Origin of the sequence: Brevibacillus parabrevis (assembly GCF_003710905.1) — a bacterium.
Lineage (GTDB): Bacteria > Bacillota > Bacilli > Brevibacillales > Brevibacillaceae > Brevibacillus > Brevibacillus parabrevis.
In genome coordinates, this window is sequence record NZ_RHHV01000013.1 from 41,575 (window position 1) to 64,485 (window position 22,911).

At 51.4% G+C, this 22,911-nt stretch carries 20 protein-coding genes; 7 read left to right on the forward strand and 13 right to left on the reverse strand.

Features of this window, described 5'->3' with window-relative positions; all coding sequences use genetic code 11:
- The first annotated feature begins 154 nt into the window (after positions 1-154).
- The 3 genes from EDM60_RS19820 to EDM60_RS19830 are packed head-to-tail and all read left to right on the forward strand — an operon-like array spanning position 155 to position 1,766.
- Positions 155-739, forward strand: a complete 585-nt coding sequence (locus EDM60_RS19820; protein WP_167470348.1) for a matrixin family metalloprotease — start codon at positions 155-157, stop codon at positions 737-739.
- A 32-nt stretch (positions 740-771) separates the two neighbouring features.
- Positions 772-1,428: a hypothetical protein gene (locus EDM60_RS19825; RefSeq protein ID WP_122965531.1), complete on the forward strand. Its 657-nt coding sequence runs from the start codon at positions 772-774 to the stop codon at positions 1,426-1,428.
- A gap of 35 nt (positions 1,429-1,463) precedes the next feature.
- Positions 1,464-1,766, forward strand: a complete 303-nt coding sequence (locus tag EDM60_RS19830) for a hypothetical protein (RefSeq protein WP_122965532.1) — start codon at positions 1,464-1,466, stop codon at positions 1,764-1,766.
- Between the two features lie 161 nt (positions 1,767-1,927).
- Here EDM60_RS19830 and asd read toward each other — a convergent pair whose 3' ends face one another.
- The gene (gene asd / locus EDM60_RS19835; protein WP_122965533.1) at positions 1,928-2,779 is read right to left on the reverse strand and encodes an archaetidylserine decarboxylase; all 852 of its coding nucleotides are present in this window, start codon (positions 2,777-2,779) and stop codon (positions 1,928-1,930) included.
- A 174-nt stretch (positions 2,780-2,953) separates the two neighbouring features.
- Here asd and EDM60_RS19840 point away from each other — a divergent pair, with 174 nt between their 5' ends.
- A complete protein-coding gene (locus EDM60_RS19840; protein ID WP_122965534.1) occupies positions 2,954-3,877 on the forward strand; it encodes a sensor domain-containing diguanylate cyclase in 924 nt (307 codons plus the stop codon).
- Positions 3,878-3,977: 100 nt separating this feature from the next.
- On the opposite strand, the gene EDM60_RS19845 is transcribed toward EDM60_RS19840, so the two are convergent.
- The 7 genes from EDM60_RS19845 to EDM60_RS19875 form a co-directional block, all read right to left on the reverse strand.
- On the reverse strand, positions 3,978-4,922 hold the full coding sequence (locus EDM60_RS19845) for an MraY family glycosyltransferase (protein WP_229049814.1): 945 nt from the start codon (positions 4,920-4,922) through the stop codon (positions 3,978-3,980).
- A gap of 151 nt (positions 4,923-5,073) precedes the next feature.
- Positions 5,074-6,621, reverse strand: a complete 1,548-nt coding sequence (gene pruA / locus EDM60_RS19850) for an L-glutamate gamma-semialdehyde dehydrogenase (RefSeq protein WP_122965535.1) — start codon at positions 6,619-6,621, stop codon at positions 5,074-5,076.
- Positions 6,622-6,895: 274 nt separating this feature from the next.
- Entirely contained in the window at positions 6,896-7,963 is a 1,068-nt protein-coding gene (locus tag EDM60_RS19855) for a CamS family sex pheromone protein (RefSeq protein ID WP_122965536.1), read from the reverse strand.
- Positions 7,964-7,995: 32 nt separating this feature from the next.
- A complete protein-coding gene (locus tag EDM60_RS19860; protein WP_233454105.1) occupies positions 7,996-8,850 on the reverse strand; it encodes a WD40/YVTN/BNR-like repeat-containing protein in 855 nt (284 codons plus the stop codon).
- An 82-nt stretch (positions 8,851-8,932) separates the two neighbouring features.
- Positions 8,933-10,951 carry an NAD-dependent DNA ligase LigA gene (ligA, locus tag EDM60_RS19865; protein WP_122965537.1) on the reverse strand — a complete coding sequence of 673 codons (2,019 nt, stop codon included), beginning with the start codon at positions 10,949-10,951 and terminating at the stop codon, positions 8,933-8,935.
- A 41-nt stretch (positions 10,952-10,992) separates the two neighbouring features.
- Positions 10,993-13,335 carry a DNA helicase PcrA gene (gene pcrA / locus EDM60_RS19870; RefSeq protein WP_122965538.1) on the reverse strand — a complete coding sequence of 781 codons (2,343 nt, stop codon included), beginning with the start codon at positions 13,333-13,335 and terminating at the stop codon, positions 10,993-10,995.
- 100 nt (positions 13,336-13,435) lie between these two features.
- A complete protein-coding gene (locus EDM60_RS19875) occupies positions 13,436-14,236 on the reverse strand; it encodes a VanW family protein (protein WP_122965539.1) in 801 nt (266 codons plus the stop codon).
- Between the two features lie 162 nt (positions 14,237-14,398).
- On the opposite strand from EDM60_RS19875, the gene EDM60_RS19880 reads away from it, so the two are divergent.
- Positions 14,399-15,496 (forward strand): DUF418 domain-containing protein, encoded by a 1,098-nt coding sequence (locus EDM60_RS19880; protein WP_233454112.1) that lies wholly within the window; start codon positions 14,399-14,401, stop codon positions 15,494-15,496.
- A gap of 117 nt (positions 15,497-15,613) precedes the next feature.
- Here the strand turns inward: EDM60_RS19880 and EDM60_RS19885 are convergent, their stop codons facing one another.
- The 5 genes from EDM60_RS19885 to EDM60_RS19905 form a co-directional block, all read right to left on the reverse strand.
- A complete protein-coding gene (locus EDM60_RS19885) occupies positions 15,614-16,852 on the reverse strand; it encodes a PqqD family protein (protein WP_122965541.1) in 1,239 nt (412 codons plus the stop codon).
- A gap of 27 nt (positions 16,853-16,879) precedes the next feature.
- On the reverse strand, positions 16,880-18,043 hold the full coding sequence (locus tag EDM60_RS19890; protein WP_122965542.1) for a HesA/MoeB/ThiF family protein: 1,164 nt from the start codon (positions 18,041-18,043) through the stop codon (positions 16,880-16,882).
- Between the two features lie 407 nt (positions 18,044-18,450).
- Positions 18,451-19,143, reverse strand: coding sequence for a heptaprenylglyceryl phosphate synthase (gene pcrB / locus EDM60_RS19895; protein ID WP_122965543.1), 693 nt, complete (start codon positions 19,141-19,143; stop codon positions 18,451-18,453).
- Positions 19,144-19,160: 17 nt separating this feature from the next.
- Positions 19,161-19,451 carry a YerC/YecD family TrpR-related protein gene (locus EDM60_RS19900; RefSeq protein WP_063229546.1) on the reverse strand — a complete coding sequence of 97 codons (291 nt, stop codon included), beginning with the start codon at positions 19,449-19,451 and terminating at the stop codon, positions 19,161-19,163.
- Positions 19,452-19,569: 118 nt separating this feature from the next.
- Entirely contained in the window at positions 19,570-20,634 is a 1,065-nt protein-coding gene (locus EDM60_RS19905) for a DUF3048 domain-containing protein (RefSeq protein ID WP_122965544.1), read from the reverse strand.
- A gap of 173 nt (positions 20,635-20,807) precedes the next feature.
- Here EDM60_RS19905 and EDM60_RS19910 point away from each other — a divergent pair, with 173 nt between their 5' ends.
- Together EDM60_RS19910 and EDM60_RS19915 are read left to right on the forward strand one after the other, a co-directional pair.
- Entirely contained in the window at positions 20,808-21,509 is a 702-nt protein-coding gene (locus EDM60_RS19910) for a response regulator transcription factor (protein WP_122965622.1), read from the forward strand.
- On the forward strand, positions 21,506-22,909 hold the full coding sequence (locus EDM60_RS19915) for a sensor histidine kinase (protein ID WP_122965545.1): 1,404 nt from the start codon (positions 21,506-21,508) through the stop codon (positions 22,907-22,909). The genes EDM60_RS19910 and EDM60_RS19915 overlap by 4 nt, the downstream gene beginning before the upstream one ends.
- The last annotated feature ends 2 nt before the right edge of the window (positions 22,910-22,911 follow it).

Consider the following 22,911-nt stretch of genomic DNA (forward strand, 5'->3'; position numbering starts at 1 on the left):
ATTAAAATATAGAAGACTGACCTTTAAAACCTTATTATTTGGTCGGAATCAATCAATAAATTTGCGTTCATCAAATTTAACTTCAATTGACAAAATCCTATATATTAATATATTTTACAAATATAACCATAAACTCAGGAGGATTAATAAATCAATGGTAAGAAAATCCAAACTGTTAGGAATGTTTATAGGCAGCTTACTAATTGGTTACTCATCAGTATCGTTCGCGTACAATCTTGACCCTTATGGAGGTCACTGGGAAAAAGGAGTAGATTATACCTACTCGATTGCAAGTTCAATTTCAGATGAAGGTGTTGACTCAATCGTTTTGGCTTCTGATCAGTGGGATACGATTCGGAAAAAGAAGTTTTCCTTAGAATATAGTGGCGATAGAAATAAACAAAATAATCCGATGGAAAACATTAATGGAGAAAATGAAGTTTTTAAAATTGATATGGGAACTTCTCAAGCACCTGCAAATGCAAGGTGGAAATATTCAGGGGATATAATCACTGAAGGAGACATTATTTTAAACAGTTCACGCAATCTAAGTAATTCTTCCAAACCTTCTAAAACTGCATATCATGTACCGTCTATTATGGTACATGAATTTGGACATATCATCGGCTTAGATCATTCAGATAATAAAGATGCTGTCATGTATGTTTCTCCCGCGGGAACAGTCAAGTACCAGCTAGGAAAAGATGATATTAACGGATATAACGCAATTGACTGGTAGGCCGCTATAAAATCTAACATTCGGAGGAGAAAATGCTTATTTCTCGATTGAAACAAAAAGGAATTGTTCTAGGGACTCTTGTGATATTAACGGGTTTAACTACAGGTTCTGCTATGGCGCTTAACCTACAGAACAACTCACCTACTGAAAGGATACACATCGCTTCTTATTTGGATACTTTCACCAATCAGGAATTAGCTTCTGGCGCCTCTCTAATTTTGGAAGGAACCGTTTTAGAAATTCACCCTGCAACGTGGAATACCCCGAGTGGAAGAATGCCAAAAGATATAAAATTAAACGATATTGTATACACTGATGTGAGTATTAAAATAGATACGATTTTAAAAGGAACTCCTAAATCAAATGACATTGTTACAGTACGAGTATACAAAGGCGAAATACCCGGAGAATTTGCATTTAGTTCTGACACAGAAGCTGACTTCTCTAATAATGAAAAAGTACTTCTTTTCTTAATGGAAGATGACAGTATCTATAATAAAGACAAATCACAAAATCATTACGTTATTATGGGGCAATATCAAGGAAAGTACACTGTCGAACAAAAGAAAGTATCCAATTTTAAAAGTACATTGGACACAAAGTCCATTTATGAAGTCATTGAAAAACATAAAGACGACCCCACCCCTGAAATTTTAGTCAAGCAAGAAGGGGCCGAACTCGAAAAGTAATTTTATTCATAACTTGAATCAAAAGGAGGACGCATTTGAAAACAACACTTGTACTGCTACTGGCTATCATGATTTCTCTGCCACAAACTATTCCTTTGCCCAATCTTTTGTTCCCGAATCAGCATGAACAAATGCTGACACCAGAACAAGCCAAGCAAATTTTAACAACCCAGTTGACGAAAAACCCGGCGCTCGGACCAATTAAAATCACTGCTGTAACCTACTCCAATGGACAATACCATATTAGCTATACCCGTGAGTCCAACTGCGAAAGTGGTACACACATTATTAATGCCTATACGGGAGAAACCGTGGGTGGTACTCGGAACCAGTGCTAATTCAATATGGCGAGCTAGAAACAGTCTTTGATTAAAAAAGGAGCCCCTTATAAAAAGGGACTCCTTTTTCTCTTTTGTAAAACCAGCTTGATGTTTCCATGAGAGTAGGACTGACTGCTATGCTCAACAAAACGGCCATGCTCCCAGTTGAAGAGTCACAACTATTCCTTCTCCGTCTCTATCGTCGCCAACACTTGCCCCATCAAGAGCGACTGGCCTTTTTCCACACGGTCTGCCCATTCCAGTTGGCTGGACTCCACGAGCAAAATGACCGTTGAACCAAACTCGAACCAGCCTAGCTCGCTGCCTTTTTCGTAATGCGGGGTGCCGATGATTGGTTCGTCCGTTTGTCGGCCGTGCTTGATGTTCGTCGTGGCTGTATTGTACGAGACTTTGACGCTTCCGACGAACAGCGCTCCGACCTTGACCAAAGCCATGCTGCCCAAACCATCTGTTTCGATGTAGGTCACGAGCCGCTCGTTGCGGGCAAACAGTCGCTCCACGTTTTCAATTCCGAGCTGATTGACCGGGTAGAGACGTCCAGGCAAGTAGCTGTACTTCACCAGATTCCCCGCCACTGGCATATGTATGCGGTGATAGTCGCGCGGGCTTAAATAGATTGTAATGAACTTTCCGCCGTAATAACGTTTCGCCTCTTGCTCCGAACCGCCGAGCAGTTCAGTCACTGTGAAATCTTTTCCTTTTGCCTGAATCAGCGTGCCTTCGCAGATGTCGCCGAGCTGGGAAACAGTCCCATCCACCGGGCTTACGACAACATCGTGTCCAGGGGCGATCGGTCTTGCTTCCGGTTTCAGGCGGCGCGTAAAAAATTCCTTGAGAGTCCGGTATTCCGATACGGGCTTTTCTATGATGGAAAAATCGATTTTATAGTGACGGATGTATCGCTGAATGGCTAATCGACTGAAGCGAGAAGCAGTAATTTTTCCCATGGTCCTCGACATCGCGTTTTGCGGCAGGCGATGGATCAGACCGGGCAGCAGCTTTTTGCGCATAAGTGGAACTCCTTAATCATTTTCGATTAGACAGCTAGTGAGAGAATACCCTTACTTTACCACTTCCACTTGCAGCCAGTAAACCCCGCACTATTACCAACGTCTCATCATTTTCTTGGCCTGCCTTGCTATACTATAATATAGGGACAAGCCTACAATCAGGAGACCACAGATATGGCGAAGCTTGATATTACAACACTCATCAGTCAGCACAGCGACATCTTGACCAGTTTGTTTCATCACATGTCGGATATGTTTTTCCTTATGGCTGTGGAAAAAAACGCCGGCGGGGCTTACCAGTTCCGGTATGTCTTGATGAATCCTGCCGCCATGAAAGGATCAGGTCTTACCGAGGATTGCTACGGGAAGCTGATTGAAGAAGTTTACCCGCAGGAAAAGGCTGACTTGCTCAACAGCATGTACAGCCAAACCGTTGAAGGCGCCAGTCCCACTCATTTCACAACGAACGGCCACATGGTCGGTGAATCCATCCTCTCGCCTGTCTTCAACAACGAAGGGCTATGCACACACGTCTTTTCTGTTACCCGCGACATTACCGAACGCAAAAAACTGGAGTGGCAGCTTGAGCACATGGCTTACCACGATATGCTCACAGGCTTGCCTAACAGACGCCTTCTTTACAACAACCTCCAGGAAGCGCTGGAACGCGCCGAGGCGTCTGGAGAGATGGTAGCAGCGCTGTACATCGACTGTGACCATTTTAAACAGATCAACGATACATGGGGTCACGATATTGGCGACGTTTTTTTGCAAATGCTGGCCAAGCGTCTCAAATCGTGCGTTCGCGATCAGGATACCGTCGCCCGCTTGGGGGGAGACGAGTTTGTCGTCATTCTCACAGCCATCGACAGCGAACGTCAGGCCGAAAAAGTGGCGACGCGCATCCTGCGTTCGCTCCAGCAGCCGTGGAGCTACGAGGACAAGACGTTTCACTTTACCTCCAGTATCGGAATTGCTCTTTTCCCTGCCTCTGCGAAAGAAGCGGACCAGTTGCTGAGCAACGCCGACAAGGCTTTGTATAAAGCAAAAGCAACAGGCCGCAACCAGTTCTTTTTCTTCGATCCTGCCGAAGACTAGAGATCGAATGTCCATTCCTTTTGTCTTGGCTGCGCCATCCTTTTTGGCGGGCACTCTCTTGCTCAATTGCTTTATCCAAATAAAGCAATGCTGCGCTGCTCTATCCGTACAAAAACAGGAACACCGCAAGTCCCGAGAACAGCAGGCTGACCAAATACAGGACGACAACCGTTTGCTTGGCTGTCAGGCCAAACGACATCAAGCGATGGTGAACATGTCTCCGATCAGCCTGATACATAGGCGACCCCGCCAACAACCGACTGATCATTACCTGCATCGTATCCATCACAGGCAAGCCGAGTGCCAGAACCGTCACGACCAGCGAAATGAGCGTGGCCCCTTTCATCGTTCCTTCCAGCGATATTACCGCCAGCGCGAAGCCCAGAAACATCGATCCGGCGTCTCCCATGAATATTTTGGCCGGATAAAAATTGAAGCGCAAAAAAGCGAGCGCTGCCCCTGCCAACGCAACGGCCAGCAATGCCGTGACTTCCTGCCCCTTGAACATCGACAAAAAAAACAAGGTGATGGCTGAAAAGGCTGTCGCTCCCGCCGCAAGCCCGTCCACTCCGTCCAAAAAATTTACCATATTGATCAGTCCAACAATCCACAGCACCGTTGCCAACAAAGACAAAAACACAGGGAACGAGACATAAGAACCATCTTCAGCCCCAAGCCAGGTCAGGCTGATCCCGCGAAACCGGATATCGAGCAAAAAGGCGAGGACAGCGACCGCTACTTGAACGAGCAACTTCGGCAGCGCAGGAAAATCTTTTTGCTGCGCTTTGTACATATCGTCCACCCAGCCAATCGCCACCAGCAGAACGCCGCCGACTGCCAAAACTGCCACCGTTTTTTGCGCCCCTGCAAAAAAACTTGTCACCAGCAGCAGTCCGACAAACATCGCCAGCCCGCCAGATAGCGGCATTGGCTTGCTGTGCCCTTTTCTTCCCCTGGGCATGTCCAGCAGCTTTGTTTTCCACGCCAGCCGATACGCAAGCGGCATCAGCAAGTACACGAGAAAAAACGTCGAGAGCCCTGACACAATGTAAGTAAACAGCTACCCTCACCTGCCCGCACATCATTTCTTACCTCTTAGTGTGGACAAAATGAGCGTGAGAAAACTTGGTTTCCTCAATCTTTTTGCGACAAAAAAAGCCGCCCCCGTGTGGAGGCAGCTTTGGTATTGCGTTTTCTTACATTTTTTCGGAAACCATTTTCGCTTGGGTGAAGAGCAACAGGTAGTCTGGTCCGCCCGCTTTGGAGTCAGTACCGGACATGTTGAATCCGCCGAACGGATGCACGCCAACCAAAGCGCCTGTGCACTTGCGGTTGAAGTACAGGTTGCCCACGTGGAACTCTTCGCGAGCGCGCTCCAGGTGTGCACGGTTGCGGCTGATTACAGCGCCAGTCAAGCCGTACTCGGTGTTGTTCGCGATTTCCAGAGCATGGTCGAAATCGTTGGCTTTGCAGAATGCTACTACTGGACCAAAGATTTCTTCTTGCATCACGCGAGCTTGCGGATCTACGTCAGCAAATACGGTTGGCTTGATGAAGTAGCCTGTTTCCGGGCCTTTTTCGCCACCCGCAACCAGTTTGCCTTCTGTTTTTCCGATCTCGATGTATTCGAGAATTTTGTTGTAAGCTTTCTCGTCGACAACTGGACCTGTGTAGAACTCGTTTGTTCTTACGTCGCCTACAGTCAGTTGGTTAGTCAGCTCAACTACGCGACCCAGCACTTGATCGTACACGTCTTGGTGAACGATTGCGCGGGAGCAAGCAGAACATTTTTGACCGGAGAAGCCGAATGCGGAAGCTACGATGGATTGTGCAGCCAACTCGATATCGCAGTCGTTGTCTACCACGATGGAGTCTTTACCGCCCATTTCCGCTACCAGACGCTTCATCCATTTTTGACCTGGACGATGTTTCGCAGCCAGTTCGTTGATGCGCAGACCTACGTCGCGGGAACCAGTGAAGCTGATGAAGCGAGTCAGCGTGTGTTCTACGAGGAAGTCGCCGATTTCGCTGCCGGAACCTGGCACGAAGTTCACTACGCCTGCTGGTACGCCAGCGTCTTCGAGGATTTCCATGAATTTCGCTGCGATTACTGGTGTAGTGGAAGCAGGTTTCAGTACAACTGTGTTACCAGCTACGAGAGCTGCTGTTGTCATCCCAGCCATGATCGCCAGAGGGAAGTTCCATGGCGGGATTACTACGCCAACACCGAGTGGAATGTAGTACAGTTCGTTGTCTTCATCCGGGATGCGTGGCAGGTCATGGCGTTGGGACAGCTTATCCATTTGACGGCCGTAGTATTCCATGAAGTCGATTGCTTCTGCTGTGTCAGCGTCAGCTTCTGCCCAGCTTTTACCTGCTTCTTTTACCAGCCAAGCGGAGAACTCATGCTTGCGGCGACGCAGGATTGCTGCTGCTTTATAGAGGTAACGGGAACGCGCACCGGCAGGAACCTTTTTCCATGTTTCGAAAGTGCTGGCTGCTGTTTGGATCGCTTTTTCAGCCAGCGCCTGGTCTGCCTGGGACACAACGCCCACGACTTGTTCTTTATTGGAAGGGTTGAAGGAGCTGGATTTTTTCTCGGTTGTGATGCGCTCTCCACCAATGATGAGAGGGTACTCGCGGCCAAGCTCGCTTTCTACTTTGGCGAGTGCTTCTTCAAATGCCTTTTTATTTTCTGGCAGGCCAAAATTAGTAAACGCCTCGTTTTTGAATTCAACTTGCATTTGGTGACGCCTCCTTATCGTTTTCTTCCTAAGATCACTTATAAAACATATGCAAGGATCATACCAACTACTACTGAGAAGCCCGACCCCGATAGTGTTTGCATTTTTCCGCGAAAAACAACAGCCAACTTCAGAAAACGGGACCTTACACTTTTGTTCACACTTTGTTCAACCGTATACACTTATGTGCAATCTCCTCTGGCTTCTGCACAAAAACCCCGATCCACACCTGGAGAGGTGCACATCGGGGCCGCTTCCTACTATTGGCTACTGTCTACTGGCGATACAGATGCATGTACGGTTCGCCAGATGTCGGTCGAATATAAATGGCCAGCGGCTTGTTCATCGATTGGACGTACAAGTTGACGTGGACGCTTTTGTCGAACAACTGATTGATGCTTCCGGCTGCGTACTGCGTGAACTGCAAAACTTCTGTCCGCGAGTCATACTCCGCCGTCGCCGTAATCGTCAGCTCCGTCAGTCTGCCGTCCATGAATCGGCCAACGCCTGTCATGCCGACATACTCTCCGAAATACGCCTGTGCTTGCCTCATCAGCTTATCGTACTGCAACGACTGCTGCGGATATTTTTTCTCTACATCCGCGCTCGGGAACAGGAAAAACTCCTCTTCAATCGGCTGCCACTTCGATACGGCCGATTCGCTCGCTCCCACTGTACCCGACATGATGAAATGCCCTGGCACAAGCGAAGAGTTCGCTTCGGGAACCTGATACAGCAAAATCAGCATCGGCACATTCGGAGTGCTCACCCGCAGCGTCGCGACGATACTGGCGGCAAGCTGCTGCCCTTTTGCTTGCAGCTCCTGCTGTGTGTACACCATTTCCTTGCCAGTTGCATCCTGGTAGTTCGGCGATACAGACAAGCCGAGCACCATGCCTGCCAATTGCTTGTCTTTTTTGTTCAAGTAATCATGCTCCAGGACGTGAACCAAAATGCCGTTTTTCTGCTGGCCTTTCGTTCCACTCGCCTTTTCCTGGGCAATCCACTGCGTCACCTGTTCTTTTTTGACGACTTGACCTTCCTGAAAATAATACTGGGAGGTCGGAAACGTATCGCGGGCAAACTCCATCAAGCCAAGCTCCAGATGGCTGAAATCGATGCGGTATCGCGCACTGCTCAGCATGCCGCGCGTCTGGTTAGGCTTGTATGGAGTGATGCTGCCATAGTAATCCTCAGATACTTCCACTACTTCAGACAAGGACGGCGCGGTAGGCTCAGGCGACTTGTCCTTGCCCCCTGGCAGCAACGAACAACCAGAGACGGCAATCGCAAGCAAAAACGCGGCTGCGTACCTGCATCCTGTCAAAAACTTCGCTTTCATACGCTACTCCTTTTGTCCTGAAAAAAATGGGATCAGTTCCATTTGGTCCAGCGATTGCCGTTGAGCTTGTAAATCAACGCCGATTCGCCAATCCCTACCCATTTTGTATCGCCACCACCCGAGGCAATGACGATCAATTTTTCCGGCGAGCGAGCTTCGAGCAGATGCCACTCACCATCGTTTTTTTCATAGACACCTTTTTCGGTTGCGACAGCGAGAACGCCAGTATTTCTGTTGAGGGATAGCGAGTAAATCTGTTCTGCATCCGGAATCGCCTCTGTCTTCCACTGCCCTTCCTCATTATAGAGCAAGCTGAACTGTGCCGCTACATAGAGACGGTTCTCATTCGAGTCAAAATCCATGGCATATACTTCCTGATCCATCGGCTGCCAGAGCGTCCATGTATCGCCTTTGTCTGTGGATTGGTAGATGCCCTCGCCTGTTACAAACGCGAACAGACGAACTTTTTCCCCTTGGCGAACCCCAGTAAAGCTGCGGATATTTGCAGGCTCAGGCAAGCCTTTGCTGGAAGAAGTCCAGCTTTTCCCGCCATCTGCGGTGCGTAGGACTCCTTCACTGCCACCGACGTACATGTGGTGGGCGTCGCTCGGATCGACAAACCAGCCTACGACATCAATCTGCGCCAGCTCTGGCGACAGCAATCCCCACAAGGAACCCCCTGCGGAGCTGTACAGTCCGGCATGTGTGCCTACCCATACTTGTGCAGCGTCTGACGTCATCGCCAGATTATGAATGGTTTCTCCCTTTTCCAAAACATCCTGATAGGTCAAGTCACCCTTCAGAGCAGATGCAATAACCGAAGAGGTGGCGGGCTTCTCCTGAACGACGCCGCCATCGCTACAGCCGCTCAAGATCAGCATCGTCATTGCTCCAATTCCCCATCGCCTAAAGCCATTCATGCTCTTCACGTCCCTTCCCTTGCTCATCTGTCTGTCGCCACCGTTTTCTTTACGGTGTTGCTGTTTGAAGAACTTCCAGGAATCCGGCTTCATCCATAACAGCCACACCCAATTTTTCTGCTTTCTCCAGCTTGGAGCCAGCTTTTTCTCCTGCAATTACCAGATCGGTTTTCTTGCTGACGCTGCTCGTTACTTTGCCACCCAATCGGGCAATCGCTTCCTCTGCTTCCTGGCGGGACATTTGGGTCAATGTTCCGGTCAGGACAATCGTTTTTCCGGAGAACGGCAAGTCGGCGCCACTCTCGACGCGAATGCCTTTGTACTCCATGTTCACTCCCGCTGCCTTCAATCTTTCGATGACAGCTTGTGCTTGCGGTTGAGCGAAATAGTTGATGAGACTCGCAGCCATTTTCGGGCCGATCTCGTTAATTTGCGTCAGTTCTTCTTCTGTCGCCTGCATGATGGCATCGATATGGCCAAAATGCTCGGCAAGCACCTTCGCCGCCTTTGCTCCGACCAGGCGGATGCCTAACCCGAACAGGACGCGTTCCAGCGAGTTTTCCTTGCTCGCTTCGATCGCTGCCAGCAAATTGTCTACCGACTTTTCGCCCATGCGCTCCATCCCCAGCAGCACATCGCGCTGCTGGTGCAAATAATACAGGTCAGCGACGCTGTGAATGATGTCGTCGCGGTACAGCTGAGCCACCACTTTTTCGCCCAGCCCGTCAATGTTCATCGCTGTGCGGGAAACAAAGTGGATCATGCCTTCACGGATCAATGCCGGACACATCGGGTTGATACAGCGCAAGGCCACTTCTTCCTCCAAGCGCACCAGCTCGCTGCCACACTCCGGACAATGCGTCGGCATGGCAAAAGGCACTTCGCTGCCCGTTCTGCGCTCCGGCAGCACCGCTATAATTTCCGGGATGATATCGCCTGCCTTTTTGACGACGACATGATCGCCAATCAGCAAGCCTTTTTCCCGGATGATGTCTTCGTTGTGCAAAGAAGCACGCTTTACTGTCGTGCCCGCCAAACTGACTGGCTTCAAAAGGGCCGTCGGTGTCACGCTTCCCGTTCTGCCTACGGACACTTCGATGCCTTCAAGCACCGTGACCGCTTCTTCCGCCGGAAACTTGTACGCGACCGCCCAGCGCGGGCTTTTTGCCGTAAAGCCCAGCTCTTCCTGCTGCGAATAGCTGTCCACTTTAATGACCATGCCGTCGATTTCATATGGCAAGGTCGGGCGCTTTTCTGTCCAGTTTTCAATGAAGGCGAGCAGCTCCTCGACGTCTTCGAATACGCGGCGCTCTTTGTTCACCTTGAAGCCTAGAGATTCGAGCAGGTCAAGCCCTTCGCTGTGGGACTCGACTGTCTCGCCCTGCAAGTCGCCAATCCCGTAAATAAAAGTGTCGAGCTGACGGGATGCAGCGATTTTCGGATCGAGCTGCCGAAGCGAGCCGGCTGCCGAGTTGCGCGGATTGGCAAACAGCGCTTCCCCGCGCTCTTCCCGCTCCCGGTTCAGCTTGTCGAAAGCAGCTTTTGGCATGTACGCCTCGCCTCGCACCTCCAAGGTCAGCGGCTTGGTCAGCTTGAGCGGAATCGAGCGGATCGTCTTCAAGTTTTGGGTGATGTCCTCGCCTGTGCTCCCGTCTCCACGAGTCGCTCCGCGCACAAACATACCGTTTTCGTAGTGCAAGGACACAGCAAGCCCATCGATTTTCAGCTCAGCCACATAGCGAACGGCCTGGCTCCCCACGGCCTGGCGGACACGGCGGTCAAAATCTCTGATGTCTGCTTCCCCAAAAGCGTTGCCAAGACTGAGCATCGGCGTCTTGTGTACGACTTTTTCAAAGAATGGCAAAGGCTCCCCCCCAACGCGCTGGGTGGGAGAATCCGGAGAAGCCAGTTCTGGAAACTGGTTTTCCAGTTCAGTAAGCTCCCGCATCAATTGATCGTATTCCTGATCGGAAATCTCAGGTCGATCCTGTTCATAGTAAAGACGGTTGTGCCGCTCAATTCGTTTCACCAATTCTTTGATTTTTGTTTCCGCCGTCAATCGATCCATCTCGTTCATCCTTTACTTTAGCGATAGTCTGCGCATTAGCATTACGCCCGCTGTATCGGCGCGAATTTCGCGAGCAGCTTCTTGATGCCAGTCGGGCTAGGGAATGCGATATCAAGCTCCATATCGTCACCCGCTCCTTTTACTTTCACGACAGTACCCATGCCCCACGTGCCGTGCTGCACCCTGTCTCCGACTTTCCAATCCACTCCTGCTCCCTGACCGTGTCCAGGCAGCTTGTCGCCAGCCTGCAACCCTGGACGAGTGAACGTTGCCGAGCCTCCTGTCGATCGTTGCGCCATTCCTGGCTTGGCGGAACCGAAGCCCCCTCCTGCTTGCGGGGAGGTCGAGCCGAACGATCTTGCCCCCATCTCGCGCTGACCAAATGCTCCGCCGCGGCCACCACCGCCAAAGCTTCGCTCTGCTGCGGCAGGGTTGCCTTCCAACAGCTCGGGCGGAATTTCCTGCAAAAATCGCGACGGCACACTTACGTTGGTTCGTCCAAACAGCGTCCGCATCCGCGCGCACGTCATGTACAGGCGCTCTTCTGCCCGGGTAATGCCTACGTACGCCAGACGACGCTCTTCTTCCATCTCGGTGTCGTCAAAAAGGGAGCGGCTGTGCGGGAACACGCCTTCCTCCAGCCCGACGAGAAACACTACCGGAAACTCCAGCCCTTTGGCGCTATGCAGCGTCATCAGCACAACTTGCCCGTCTGCGGCTACTACCTCTTCTTCCCCATCTTCGCCAAGCGAATCAATATCAGCGACAAGCGCCAAATCGGTCAAAAAGGCGAGCAGACTCTTGTCTTCATTTTTGCGCTCGAACTCCTGCGTAACAGACAGAAACTCCTCGATGTTCTCCAGACGCGCCTGCGCTTCCAGCGTCTTGTCTTCTTTCAGCGATTCACGATAGCCGGATCGCTTCAATACTTCCTCTACCAGCTCGGTCACGCTCAAATAGTCCGTCATCTGCATCAAATTGGTAATCAGATCGTTAAACGACAAAATCGCATTCGTCGTGCGGGACGGCAGGCCCATGTAAGCCGTCTCCTGAATGGCCTGGTACAGCGACTGGCCGTTTGCATTGGCGTACGCTTGCAGCTTGTCGACGGTCGTGTCACCGATGTTGCGCTTCGGCACATTGATAATGCGCTGCAAGCTGATATCGTCGTCCGGATTGGAAATCAGGCGCAAGTAGGCGAGAATGTCCTTGATCTCTTTGCGATCGTAGAACTTCGTGCCGCCGACGATGGTGTACGGAATGTTCGATTTGATGAACACATCCTCGACCACACGGGACTGGGCATTGGTCCGGTACAGAACGGCAAACTTGTCGTAGCGCTTGTACTTCGCCATCTGCTTGCGAATCGTATCGACGATAAAATACGCCTCGTCATGCTCGGAATCACCCTGGAAGCACATGATTTTTTCTCCGCCGGGGTTTTCCGTCCACAGTTTCTTTTCCTTGCGCAGCTTGTTGTTGGCGATGACCTGGTTCGCTGCTTGCAGGATCGTCTTGGTCGAGCGATAGTTTTGCTCCAGCTTGATCAGCTTTGCTTCCGGGTAGTCTTTTTCAAAGTTCAGGATGATGGAGATGTCCGCTCCCCGCCACTTGTAAATACTTTGGTCGGCATCCCCCACGCAGCAGACGTTGCGGAACTTGTCGGCCAGCATGGAAATCAAAAGATACTGGGCGCGGTTCGTATCCTGATACTCGTCGACGTGTATGTAGCGGAATTTTTTCTGGTAAAATTCCAGCACTTCCGGCACTTCCTTGAACAGGCGAACCGTCGTCATGATCAAGTCGTCGAAGTCCAGCGACTGGTTGCTTTTCAGCTTTTTCTGGTACGCTTCGTACACCTTGGCAGCCACCTGGGAAAACGGATCGCCCGCCAGTCTGGCAAAAGTCGCCGGGTCTGTCAGTTCGTTCTTCGCTCCGCTGATGGCAGCCAGGATGGACCGCGGCTCATATTGCTTCGGATCGATGTTCAGTTCCTTCAGGCACTGCTTGACGACAGACAACTGGTCGCCAGCGTCGAGAATGCTGAAGCTGCGGTTGATGCCAAGCCGGTCAATATCCCTGCGCAAAATTCGCACGCACAAGGAGTGAAACGTCGAAAGCCACGTATCCTGAGCCGCTGCACCGCCAATGATCGCCGCTACGCGGTTCTGCATCTCGCGCGCAGCCTTGTTGGTGAACGTAATCGCGAGAATGCTCCATGGCGCAACTTGCTTCACGCTGATGAGATAAGCAATCCGCTGTGTCAGCACCTTGGTCTTGCCGCTGCCCGCTCCGGCCAGAATCAGGACAGGACCTTCCGTGGTAAGTACGGCTTCCCGCTGTTCCGGGTTCAAGCCTGACGTAATTCGTTCTACTGAAGACATATGTATAAATCCACCTTTCCACGTTCCTATACGAGTGCATATGTTCCTATTTTCGCACAGATTGCACCTGAGTTCCAGTTCGTATACGGGAGAGGAAAGATCATCCTTTTGGCAAAAGCGGCTCGTACATGAGATAGGCGCGATTTTCCGTCAGCCACTGCTGTTCCAGCCACTCCCCGTCCTGGGCATACACATTGCGCCACAGTTGGTTGCTCCGCTCGTATCCGCCCCAGATCGAAGGGGTGATGGCATGCTCTTTCTCAATCATTTCATAGCTTCGTGTCGGCGGCATGTCAGCTCTCCATTCCCCCACCAGATGCGTGTCCGTCAGCCAGACACAAAGCTGGAAAGTTTGGTTCGTCCGGTTTTCAATCTGCAAATCGAGGTAGTTGTAAAAGCAAGTGGCGCCGCTTCCGAACGGCTGGGTTCTGTTCGCGTCGGGAAACACATCGTAGCTGTGGCGATGGCGTTCGGTCACGGTCAAAGGCGTGTGCAGTGCCATCCAGTACAGCAAGTTGGATAGCTGGCACAAACCGCCGCCAATCCCGGCTGTGACGCGACCATGCGAGAGCAGCATCCCCTCTACGTAGCCTTTTCTTTTTGTCGGCTTGCCAATCAGCTTCCAGTAGGAAAAAGTTTCGCCCGGCCGAATGATCACTCCGTGCAAACAGGCGGTCGCGAGGCGCAAATTTTTCACCTTGTTGTGCTGCATCCACATTTCTACATGCTGCAATTGGCGCAACAAAATAGTCTGATGGGAAAAATGGACATAAGGAAGCGGCTGGCTGCTTTTTTCCCGCGCCAATCTCGTTCGCCCAAACAGCCACTGCGCATGCCGCCTGCCGCGATAATAGGCAACTCCTGCGGCAAGCCGCCACTTTCCCCGGAGAATCGGCTTCATTTTCGCGCCTCCTTTCCTTCCTGATTTATACAAATAGACGAGGTGAGCAATCAGATAGTTGCGCTGGGAGCGAGCCTCTTACATTTTTGTAAGCAGAGCGTAATGCAAATCTCTTTCTCCCTTCCTCGCTGTGCGTTAGGATGAAGAGACGTCTGATTGGACATAAATCAAGGTACAAAGGAAGTGATCATTTTGACAGCGCTCGCTCCTACCGGGACACAGAGGATCGACACACTGGATACTGTACGCGGCTTCGCTTTGCTCGGAATCATCCTGGTCAACATTTTGCCGCTGCTTGACGTAAAGACTCCAACCCCTGGCAGCTTGGACGCCTGGCTGTTTCAGTTTTTCAATTTTGCTGTAGAATCGCGCTTTTTCGTGATTTTTTCGTTTCTGTTCGGAGTAGGCTTCCATCTGTTTGTCAGCCGGGCGAAAGCAAAAGGCGCCAACAGTACGGTTCTGTTTGTCCGCCGTCTGCTTGCGCTTCTGGCCTTCGGTTTTGTCCACAAAATGTTCCATCCGGGCGAAGCCCTGTTTATTTACGCGATCTTCGGCTTTATGCTCATGCCTTTTTACCGCTTGAAGGCGAGAACAAACCTGATTGTCGGGCTGATCCTCGCCATGTTCGTTTGCTCCACGGGCTTCAAGCCGATGTTGGTGCTGCCGCTGTTCATTCTCGGCCTGTCTGTCGGGCAATTCGGGGTATTCCAGGACATTCCCCGCTTTCTGCCTGCGATCAAAAAGGTTCAAGGCATCGCCTTTGTCCTTATGCTGGTCGGTCTGTACGCCCAGTATCATTTCCTTCCGGCTGACCCGTTTATGACAGCCAACATGATCGTTGTGGACGACATGTCCGAGGAACAATTGCTTGCGCTCACGTACTACACGATCGCCTTGACTTCGACCGGCTTTGTCATGTCAGCTTTTTACGTGACGACGCTAATCCGGCTTTTGCAGCACAGCGGTGTCCAAAAAGCATTGGCTCCGCTCACCAGCTACGGACGGATGGCCCTCACCAACTACGTGGGGCAAACGGTGCTGATCTTGGTCGGCGGCTACCTGTTCGGCTGGTATGGTACGCTCACCTACTGGCAGTCCACGCTCTTTTGCCTCGGGATCTATGTCGGGCAAATGGCTTTCAGCATGCTGTGGCTGTCCGCCTTCCGCATGGGCCCGCTTGAGTGGATATGGCGCGTGTTCACTTATTTGCAAGTCACGCCGCTTCGCAAGGACAGCAACGGGAAACGCTCTTTAGCTTGATGTTCGATGACCGCTGCCTGCCAAAACAAAAAAGCGTAAAGAAACATCGCGTTTCTTTACACTCCTGTCAAAAGCGAATGTGTGGAGCAGGCCCCTTGCCGAAGGAGAGACGTTTGTTTACGCCTCCTGCAAGGATTTGGCCCGCTCCCGTTCGCTTTTTCTTTGTCGATAGGCGCGAAGCCACGACCAGCCTACGATGAAGAATGGAACCAACACGAGCATAATCAACAGGATGCCGTCCCAAAACTGCCACGAAGCGACGGAAGCGTGACGCATCTCATCGGCGATCTTCGCAATAAAATCAATCGCCATGCGCAACTGATACTGGACAAAAAACCAGATCGCCCAGACGGAACCGATCAAATACACCCAACTGTACCAACGGATGACCTGTTTTTCATGCAAGGAGACATACTCCCATTCCTCTTGCTCTTCCTGCGTCAACGACCGGATTTTGCTTTTCAGAAAAAGTCGCGTATTCATCAGCAGATTGGCGCAGCGAAAACGGGTGGCGAGCATGTAGTACACATCCGTTTGCATGAACACCATGAACTGAAACGCCAGCGCCATGAGCAAAATCACGTTAACCATGCGGATAAATGCCTGGATAAAAGGCAAGAGACTCACCCAGCCAGCGTCATGGGCGAAAAGCAGGATCACGCCGATCCCCCAAAATGTCGCGTCCCACGCCATTCCGGCCACAAACGCTTTGTAACGACGCCCCGGCTCCACGAGAACGATATTGGACATGTTCGTCTCCGCTACGGCAAAGACAAGCCGATGCCCCAGCCCGATGCGACTGCCGATGGAAAGCGACCGCGCCGCCAGCAAATGCGCCAGCTCATGAAAGAACAAAAACATCCAGATCGTCACAAACGAAGCCAGCACAGAAACGGTCACAGAAGTAGAGACAAAAATGTCGGAGTAGACCGGAATGTACTTGCCTGTGAAGGCGCACAGCAACACCCCTGCCAGAAATACACAGCCATACAGGCAAAAAGCTACACGGTTAAAGAAAAACTGTCCCGTCGCTTCCTTGATCCACGAAAAGTGGTCGACAACAGCAACCGGCTCGTTTACCACCTCGCCGTCTACCGTATGGACAAACTGGTAGGAAGCTGCGAGATCGTTGGCAAAGTCAAGCACGTCCACAGGCTCGCCCAGCCGTTCTTCCATGATCGTAGCGACTTCGTTTACGGTTTTGCCTTCATCAAGCAAATCGATGATTTCCACGCCAATAACCGGGAGTACAATAAAATTGCTGATATCGGTTCGCCCGATCAGCATCTCCTCTTCGTTTTCCGCCCGGCGCGCAAGCGGATGCATTTTGAGGACACTGTCGCCTGTCATCTTCACGCCAAAATCCCCTCCCTCTCTTCCGGATCAATGCCTCGCATTCACGTACACTTCGTTTGCCCTGACCTGAAAAATCGGCTCCTCGCCGTTGCCTTTTCCGCAAGTCGGACACGCTTGCTCGTTGCGCTCCCATTCGACGAACACTTTCTTTTCCAATGTGTTGAAATCAAACAACAGCAATTTTCCTGCCGATTGCACAGGCGCGATTCCCGTCAAAAACCGGACGGCATCCGAAGCCATCATGGCGGTAATCATCATCGTATTCGGCGCGATCGTAGCAGTAGGCGGCCTGAACTCGGTGTTGAGCAAGTTTTCAATCAGCCGCACGTAATCTTCCACCTGTTCGGAGCGGTGCAAATGCATGCAGTCCAGGCATCCCGTTTTCCCTGGATCGACCAAGAAAAACTGCCCTTCGATCAAATTAAAGCCCCCGGCAATATACGGGATGCCCAGATTGACGCAAGCCCGGTTCACCCATCTTGGCAAGACGAAAAATGGCTGATCGGCTGCCAGTACGACGAGATCGCTCCCGGCGATGACCTGCTCCACATCTGCACTGGACCCGATTTGCATCGTCTCGGTTTCGATTGCCACCCCTGAATGCAGTCTGGCGATGAAATCCCGCGCTGCCTCCACCTTTAGGCGTCCGACGTCTGCTTCATTGAACAACATCTGGCGGTTCAGGTTGTTCAGCTCTACCCTGTCAAAATCAACAAGTTTGATCTGCTCGATTCCCACTCCGACCAGATTGGCGAGCACAGTTGAGCCGAAAGCGCCCATGCCGAGGATGGTCACTTTTTTTCCGCTCAGTTGCTCCTGTACGTAACTCGGACTTTGTTCCAGGTTGGTAAACAGCGAGAAAAAGCGGATGTTCGCCTTGTATCGCTCTTTTTGCGCCAGCGTCAGGCCAGAAGCTTCCTCCGCCTCCTGATCCATAATAAAGCCCAGGCCTCCGAGGTCTTCTACAGCTTCCGCTATCTCCTCGCGAGTAAGCTCAGGATATTCGCCAAGCAAAGCGCTATGTATATCTTCAATCGTGCGCGTTCCGTCCATCAGCTTGACCATCTTGCGTATCGCTTTGTTCTCGTCATCCAGCTCGACGGAATACCCGGGAGCATCTCCCATGCGAATCGTCTGTTCTGTCACTTCATAGACAGGATGCACCGGTTTGAACAAAGGTCGACGTACCATATAAAAACACCTCCGGGATAAGGGCGCTTAATTAAGTAAGATGAAAAAAGGGAATAGCCCGAGTGCTATCCCCCCAATGCATTGTGATTAAGCTGCTACTGCAGTTGTGCGAACGCTCTCTACCTTTTTCGCTTGGATTTTCATAATTCAGTTCCTCCTCTCTATGTAAGAAAATACTGACAATTAGATTATATTTTGAAGAGTTAGAAAAATCTATAAGTTTTTTAAAATTTTATCCTATTTTGGTAATTTATTACTATACTTCAAAATTTCAATAGCCTGCCACTTCCATTTTATAGAAATAGACACAAAAAATGAATCCCCCAAGACGCTGCCGAACAGCATAAGCGGAGGGATTCATTTTACCAAACAAAAAAGAGAGCCTTCTGCTTCGGCTCTCTCATTTCCTATTTTTCCCCTTTTACAGCCCCAACCGTAGCCAAAGCAGCCTGCAAGTCATCGTAGATTACGTTGCCAACGACGACTGTATCGGCGATTGCCGCCATTTCAGCGGCTTGCTGCGGGGTGCGGATGCCGCCGCCGTAGAAGACGTGCGCTTCGTCGGCCCCTGCCTTGCAAGCTTTGACGATGGAAGGATCGCCGTATGTACCGCTGTACTCCAGATAGACGATGGGCAAGCGGCAGATTTTGGTCGCGACTTGCGCATACGCTTTGGCTTCTGCTGCGTCTGTGATCGGCAGGGCAGAAGTCAGCTCGGCGACGCCGGCTTGCGGATTGGCGATCAGGTAGCCTTCCGTAATAATCTCATCCCAATGAATGTAGGCTCCGTACGTTTTGAGTCCCGAAACGTGCGGGGCGAACATCCAGTTTGGATCGCCTGCATTCAGCACGAGCGGGATCAGATAGGAATCGAATCCGGGAACAACCGCGTCGAGCGACGAAATTTCCAGCACGGCCGGTACTGCGTAGCGGCGAATGCGGGACATCAGCTCAAGCGTATTGTCAAAAGTCACCCCATACGTGCCTCCAACGATAATCGCATCCGTGCCTGACTCGCAGATCAACTCTAGCGAATCGTCATCGATTGTTTTATCCGGGTCCAGTTTAAACGTATGGCGCCAACTGCGATAGTCAATCAACGTTGCCTGCCTCCTAGTTATTTTCCGATGCGCTCCAGCGCCATCTCGTATCCGTCGTTGCCGTAGTTCAGGCAACGCTTCACACGGGAAATAGTTGCTGTGCTGGCCCCTGTCTCAGCTTCAATCTGATTGTAGGTAAAGCCTTTTCTGAGCATGCGCGCCACTTCCAGGCGCTGCGCGAGCGACTGCATTTCGTTTACGGTGCACAGATCGTCAAAAAATTGATAGCATTCTTCCATGGTTTCCAGAGACAGAACCGCTTCAAACAGCTGCTCGATCCCTTTCCCCTTCAGTTTTTCCAGTTGCATTTTCGTCACCCCGTTATGGTATCCGTCTTCCGAACGGTTTCTCACTGTACAATTTTTAAGCACTAAAGCCCTACAATTAATCTTAGAAGAAACCGCCTTCATCCGCAAGCCCCAATCCCTAGTGGAACTTCAAGGATTGCGACAGACCCGGGGTATTCGGAAGAATTTCCACCCATGTATTTCCTGGCAAAAGCGGCGCTTCTTCCGTCAAAGCCGCATCCTCGTAGGCGCGAATCACGCCGTTGCTGCGCTTCCACTTGATTTTGCGCGCCTTGCCCTGCTGGAACAAATAACCGTCTCCAGGGCCGATCACATCGACCTGTCGGCGACCTTCGCTGTCCAATACACGATGCTTGGTCGAAATGACCAGCAAATTGGTCGTGGAAAGCTGCTTGTTGTCGCTCAAATCGACGTGCGGTTTGCCAGCTGTGAACCGCATGTACTTCTTCTGCTCGGCATCGTATGTAAAAGCAGCCTTGTTCAGCGCGTGAAAAGTCAGATCAATTTGCGTCGCAGGCTCGCCTTCCTTGATCTCGGCGTCATCCGCCAAGAAAGTGAAATGCGGCACTTCTGCGGTTGTCCGCATTTTTTTGTCTGCCATAGCCTGCTCGATCAGCTCTGGCTTGGTGTAAAGGTTATGCGGCATTTTGCGGAAGCTCTCCCGCCAGAAATAGCGCCCGTTCGGGATTTCATCCAGATGGCTGTAGTCGGACCGCGCCAATGTCTCCAGCGCCTCCTGACTGCCGCCAGCATGGACAAGCACAGCGTCGAAGCCGATGCCCAATTGAATGAAATAAGGGCGAATGCTGCGCACTGGCCCGACGACCTCCGGCTTTTGACTCTGGTATACCGTCAGAAAACGCGTCATCTCGCCTTCTGCCAGCACTTCGTAAATAATGTCCGCCTTGTTCAGTCCCGTCTGTGGCCGGGCTGGCGGCGCGTTGTTCACCATGACCATGACCGGGCGCTTGCTGTCCAGTCGTTCCTGGCTGCCAAGTCCCGTCAACGGCGCTTTATACGGGTACTGGATCGGTTGATTCGTCTCCGGTGGATTTTGCACGATAGGAGCGGTCGGCTGTTCTGGAGCCGGTGTCGGCTGTGTGTCAACCGGCTGCGGGCTGCACGCCGTAACGAATAGCAGCAGGGATAGTAGCATGAGTGACGTCTTCGTATGTCGTTTCACAAAATCGCTCCTTTCCATCTGTTGATGCCTTTTTTTCCCTACTTCTTTTTCGTGAGAGCGGAGGGGATTCCTGCTTCCACACGTTTTCCACGATTCTCATACGGACATGCCACACATCGCGTTTTTGGCTATGCTACAATAATGGAAAACAGATGCAAAGCGAGGGCGAAACCATGAATACCCCCTACCTTGTCTATCTGGTGGACGATGAAACCAACCTCCTGGATTTGCTGCAATCGTACTTGCAAAGCGCCGGATTGCAGGTCAAGGCGTTTTCCAGCGGTGCCGAAGTGCTGCCGTTGCTAGATGAAGAAACACAGCCGCATCTATGGATTTTGGACATCATGATGCCAGATATCGACGGCTACGAGCTGCTGCGACTCATTCGGGAAAAATCGAATGTACCGATCATTTTCATTTCCGCCCGCGACCAAGATGTCGATAAAATCATTGGACTGGAGCTGGGCAGCGACGATTATCTCGCCAAGCCGTTTTTGCCCCGCGAGCTGGTCATCCGCGCGAAAAAGCTTTTGCAGCGTACGTATGAAAAGCCTGGTGCTGCCGCAGCTTCCGCGCAAACTTTCCAGGATTGGGTAACGGTTGGCCCTTATATGATCTCAGAAAAAGGCCGGCAAGTAAAAGAAGGAGACGAATTGATCGATCTGACGACCAAAGAATTTGAGCTGATCATCTACCTTTTGCACAATCAGGGGCTGGCTCTGAACCGCGAGCAAATCCTGACCTCCATCTGGGGCGAGGACTACATCGGCTCCGACCGCGCTGTAGATGATCTCGTGAAGCGCATACGCAAAAAGATGGCGAAATTCCCGCTGGAAACCGTCTATGGCTTCGGTTACCGGATGACGCGCATATGAGCAAATTTCGCCTGAAAAACTTGCCGCTCTCCCGGCAGATTCTCATTTTGTTCATGCTGCTGACAAGCGTGCTGGGCGTCGGTCTCGGGATCGGCTATCCTTTGGCGGTCAAGCAATACCTCGTTTCCAATACGTACGCCTTGCTGGAGGACGAGTTCAACACGCTGTCCAAGCATATTTCCTTCAATGAAGACAACGAACTGCTGCCTGTTCCGGCTGCAGCCCCTTACTTTTTGCAACTGCTCCTCTCCCGCTACGAATACTCGTTTGACATGATCGTCTACGCAGAAAACGGGCGGGAGCTGGGCAGCCGCAGCAGCAGTGGGCGGATTCCGTATGAGGAAGCGCGCGAATTGTTTATCAAGGCAGCCGCGCATCCGAACGACCAGTTGCAGCACGGCACGTTGAGTCGCGGCGACGAAAACTACCTGTTCGTCAGCAAGCGCATGGACTACCACGGCTTTCCTTACTACATGGTGCTGTTCTCCAAGGAACAGGAGCTGAATCAGATCAATGCGATTCTCACCCGCCAGTTTTTGCTCGTGTTCAGCCTGCTTCTGCTCGTTAGCTGGCTGCTCGCCGTCTGGTTCAGCGGCTACTTGAGCAAACCGCTGCGCAGCCTGGACGAGCTGTGCAACAAGATTGCCCGCCGCCAGTTTGACATTCCGCTCGTGATGGACCGCGGAGACGAGATCGGCCAGTTGGCCCGCTCTTTTGACACGATGAAAAATCAATTGAAGGAATACGACGAATCGCAACGTCATTTTGTGCAAAACATCTCCCATGAGCTGAAAACGCCGATTATGGCGATCCAGGGCTACACCCAGGGCTTGATTGAAGGGGTCTTTCAGGGGCCGCAAGCGGAAAAAGGGCTGGCGATCATCATGGAAGAGAGCAAGCGGCTGGAAAAGGTCGTCGGACAACTGCTCTATTTGACCAAGATTGAATCTGTGGCGCAAATGATGCAGGTGGGACAAGTCGATCTGTCGGAAATGATGCACCTGCTGCGGCAACGGCTTGCCGTCCTGAATCCGCAAGTCGAATGGGAAGTCAATGTACCGTCTGATTTGATTGTGGAAGGCGACGGCGAGCAATTGAGCACGGCGTTCGTCAACATCATGGAAAACCAGCTCCGCTACGCGAAAAACCGTCTGACCATTACCGGACGCCAGCTAGGGCAAAACGTAGTGATCAGCATTTCCAATGATGGTCCACCCATCGAAGAATCGCTGCTCCCTCATCTGTTCCAGCGCTTCCGCAAAGGCAAATCCGGCAAGCACGGCCTCGGACTGGCTATCGCCCGCGCCGTTTTTGAAGCGCACAAAGGGACGATTATCGCTCGCAATGATGCAGGCGGTCCTTGCTTCACCATGACTGTTCCCGTTTCGTTCAAAGGCTGACT

Bases quoted from the DNA above. Each gene is read 5' to 3' on its own strand.
- EDM60_RS19855 (WP_122965536.1), bottom strand. From the start codon at position 7,963: ATGAAAGCGAAGTTTTTGACAGGATGCAGGTACGCAGCCGCGTTTTTG.
- EDM60_RS19900 (WP_063229546.1), bottom strand. From the start codon at position 19,451: ATGCAACTGGAAAAACTGAAGGGGAAAGGGATCGAGCAGCTGTTTGAA.
- EDM60_RS19820 (WP_167470348.1), top strand. From the start codon at position 155: ATGGTAAGAAAATCCAAACTGTTAGGAATGTTTATAGGCAGCTTACTA.
- pruA (WP_122965535.1), bottom strand. From the start codon at position 6,621: ATGCAAGTTGAATTCAAAAACGAGGCGTTTACTAATTTTGGCCTGCCA.
- EDM60_RS19890 (WP_122965542.1), bottom strand. From the start codon at position 18,043: ATGGTACGTCGACCTTTGTTCAAACCGGTGCATCCTGTCTATGAAGTG.
- asd (WP_122965533.1), bottom strand. From the start codon at position 2,779: ATGCGCAAAAAGCTGCTGCCCGGTCTGATCCATCGCCTGCCGCAAAAC.
- ligA (WP_122965537.1), bottom strand. From the start codon at position 10,951: ATGGATCGATTGACGGCGGAAACAAAAATCAAAGAATTGGTGAAACGA.
- pcrA (WP_122965538.1), bottom strand. From the start codon at position 13,335: ATGTCTTCAGTAGAACGAATTACGTCAGGCTTGAACCCGGAACAGCGG.
- EDM60_RS19860 (WP_233454105.1), bottom strand. From the start codon at position 8,850: ATGACGATGCTGATCTTGAGCGGCTGTAGCGATGGCGGCGTCGTTCAG.
- EDM60_RS19910 (WP_122965622.1), top strand. From the start codon at position 20,808: ATGAATACCCCCTACCTTGTCTATCTGGTGGACGATGAAACCAACCTC.
- EDM60_RS19840 (WP_122965534.1), top strand. From the start codon at position 2,954: ATGGCGAAGCTTGATATTACAACACTCATCAGTCAGCACAGCGACATC.
- EDM60_RS19825 (WP_122965531.1), top strand. From the start codon at position 772: ATGCTTATTTCTCGATTGAAACAAAAAGGAATTGTTCTAGGGACTCTT.
- EDM60_RS19915 (WP_122965545.1), top strand. From the start codon at position 21,506: ATGAGCAAATTTCGCCTGAAAAACTTGCCGCTCTCCCGGCAGATTCTC.
- EDM60_RS19875 (WP_122965539.1), bottom strand. From the start codon at position 14,236: ATGAAGCCGATTCTCCGGGGAAAGTGGCGGCTTGCCGCAGGAGTTGCC.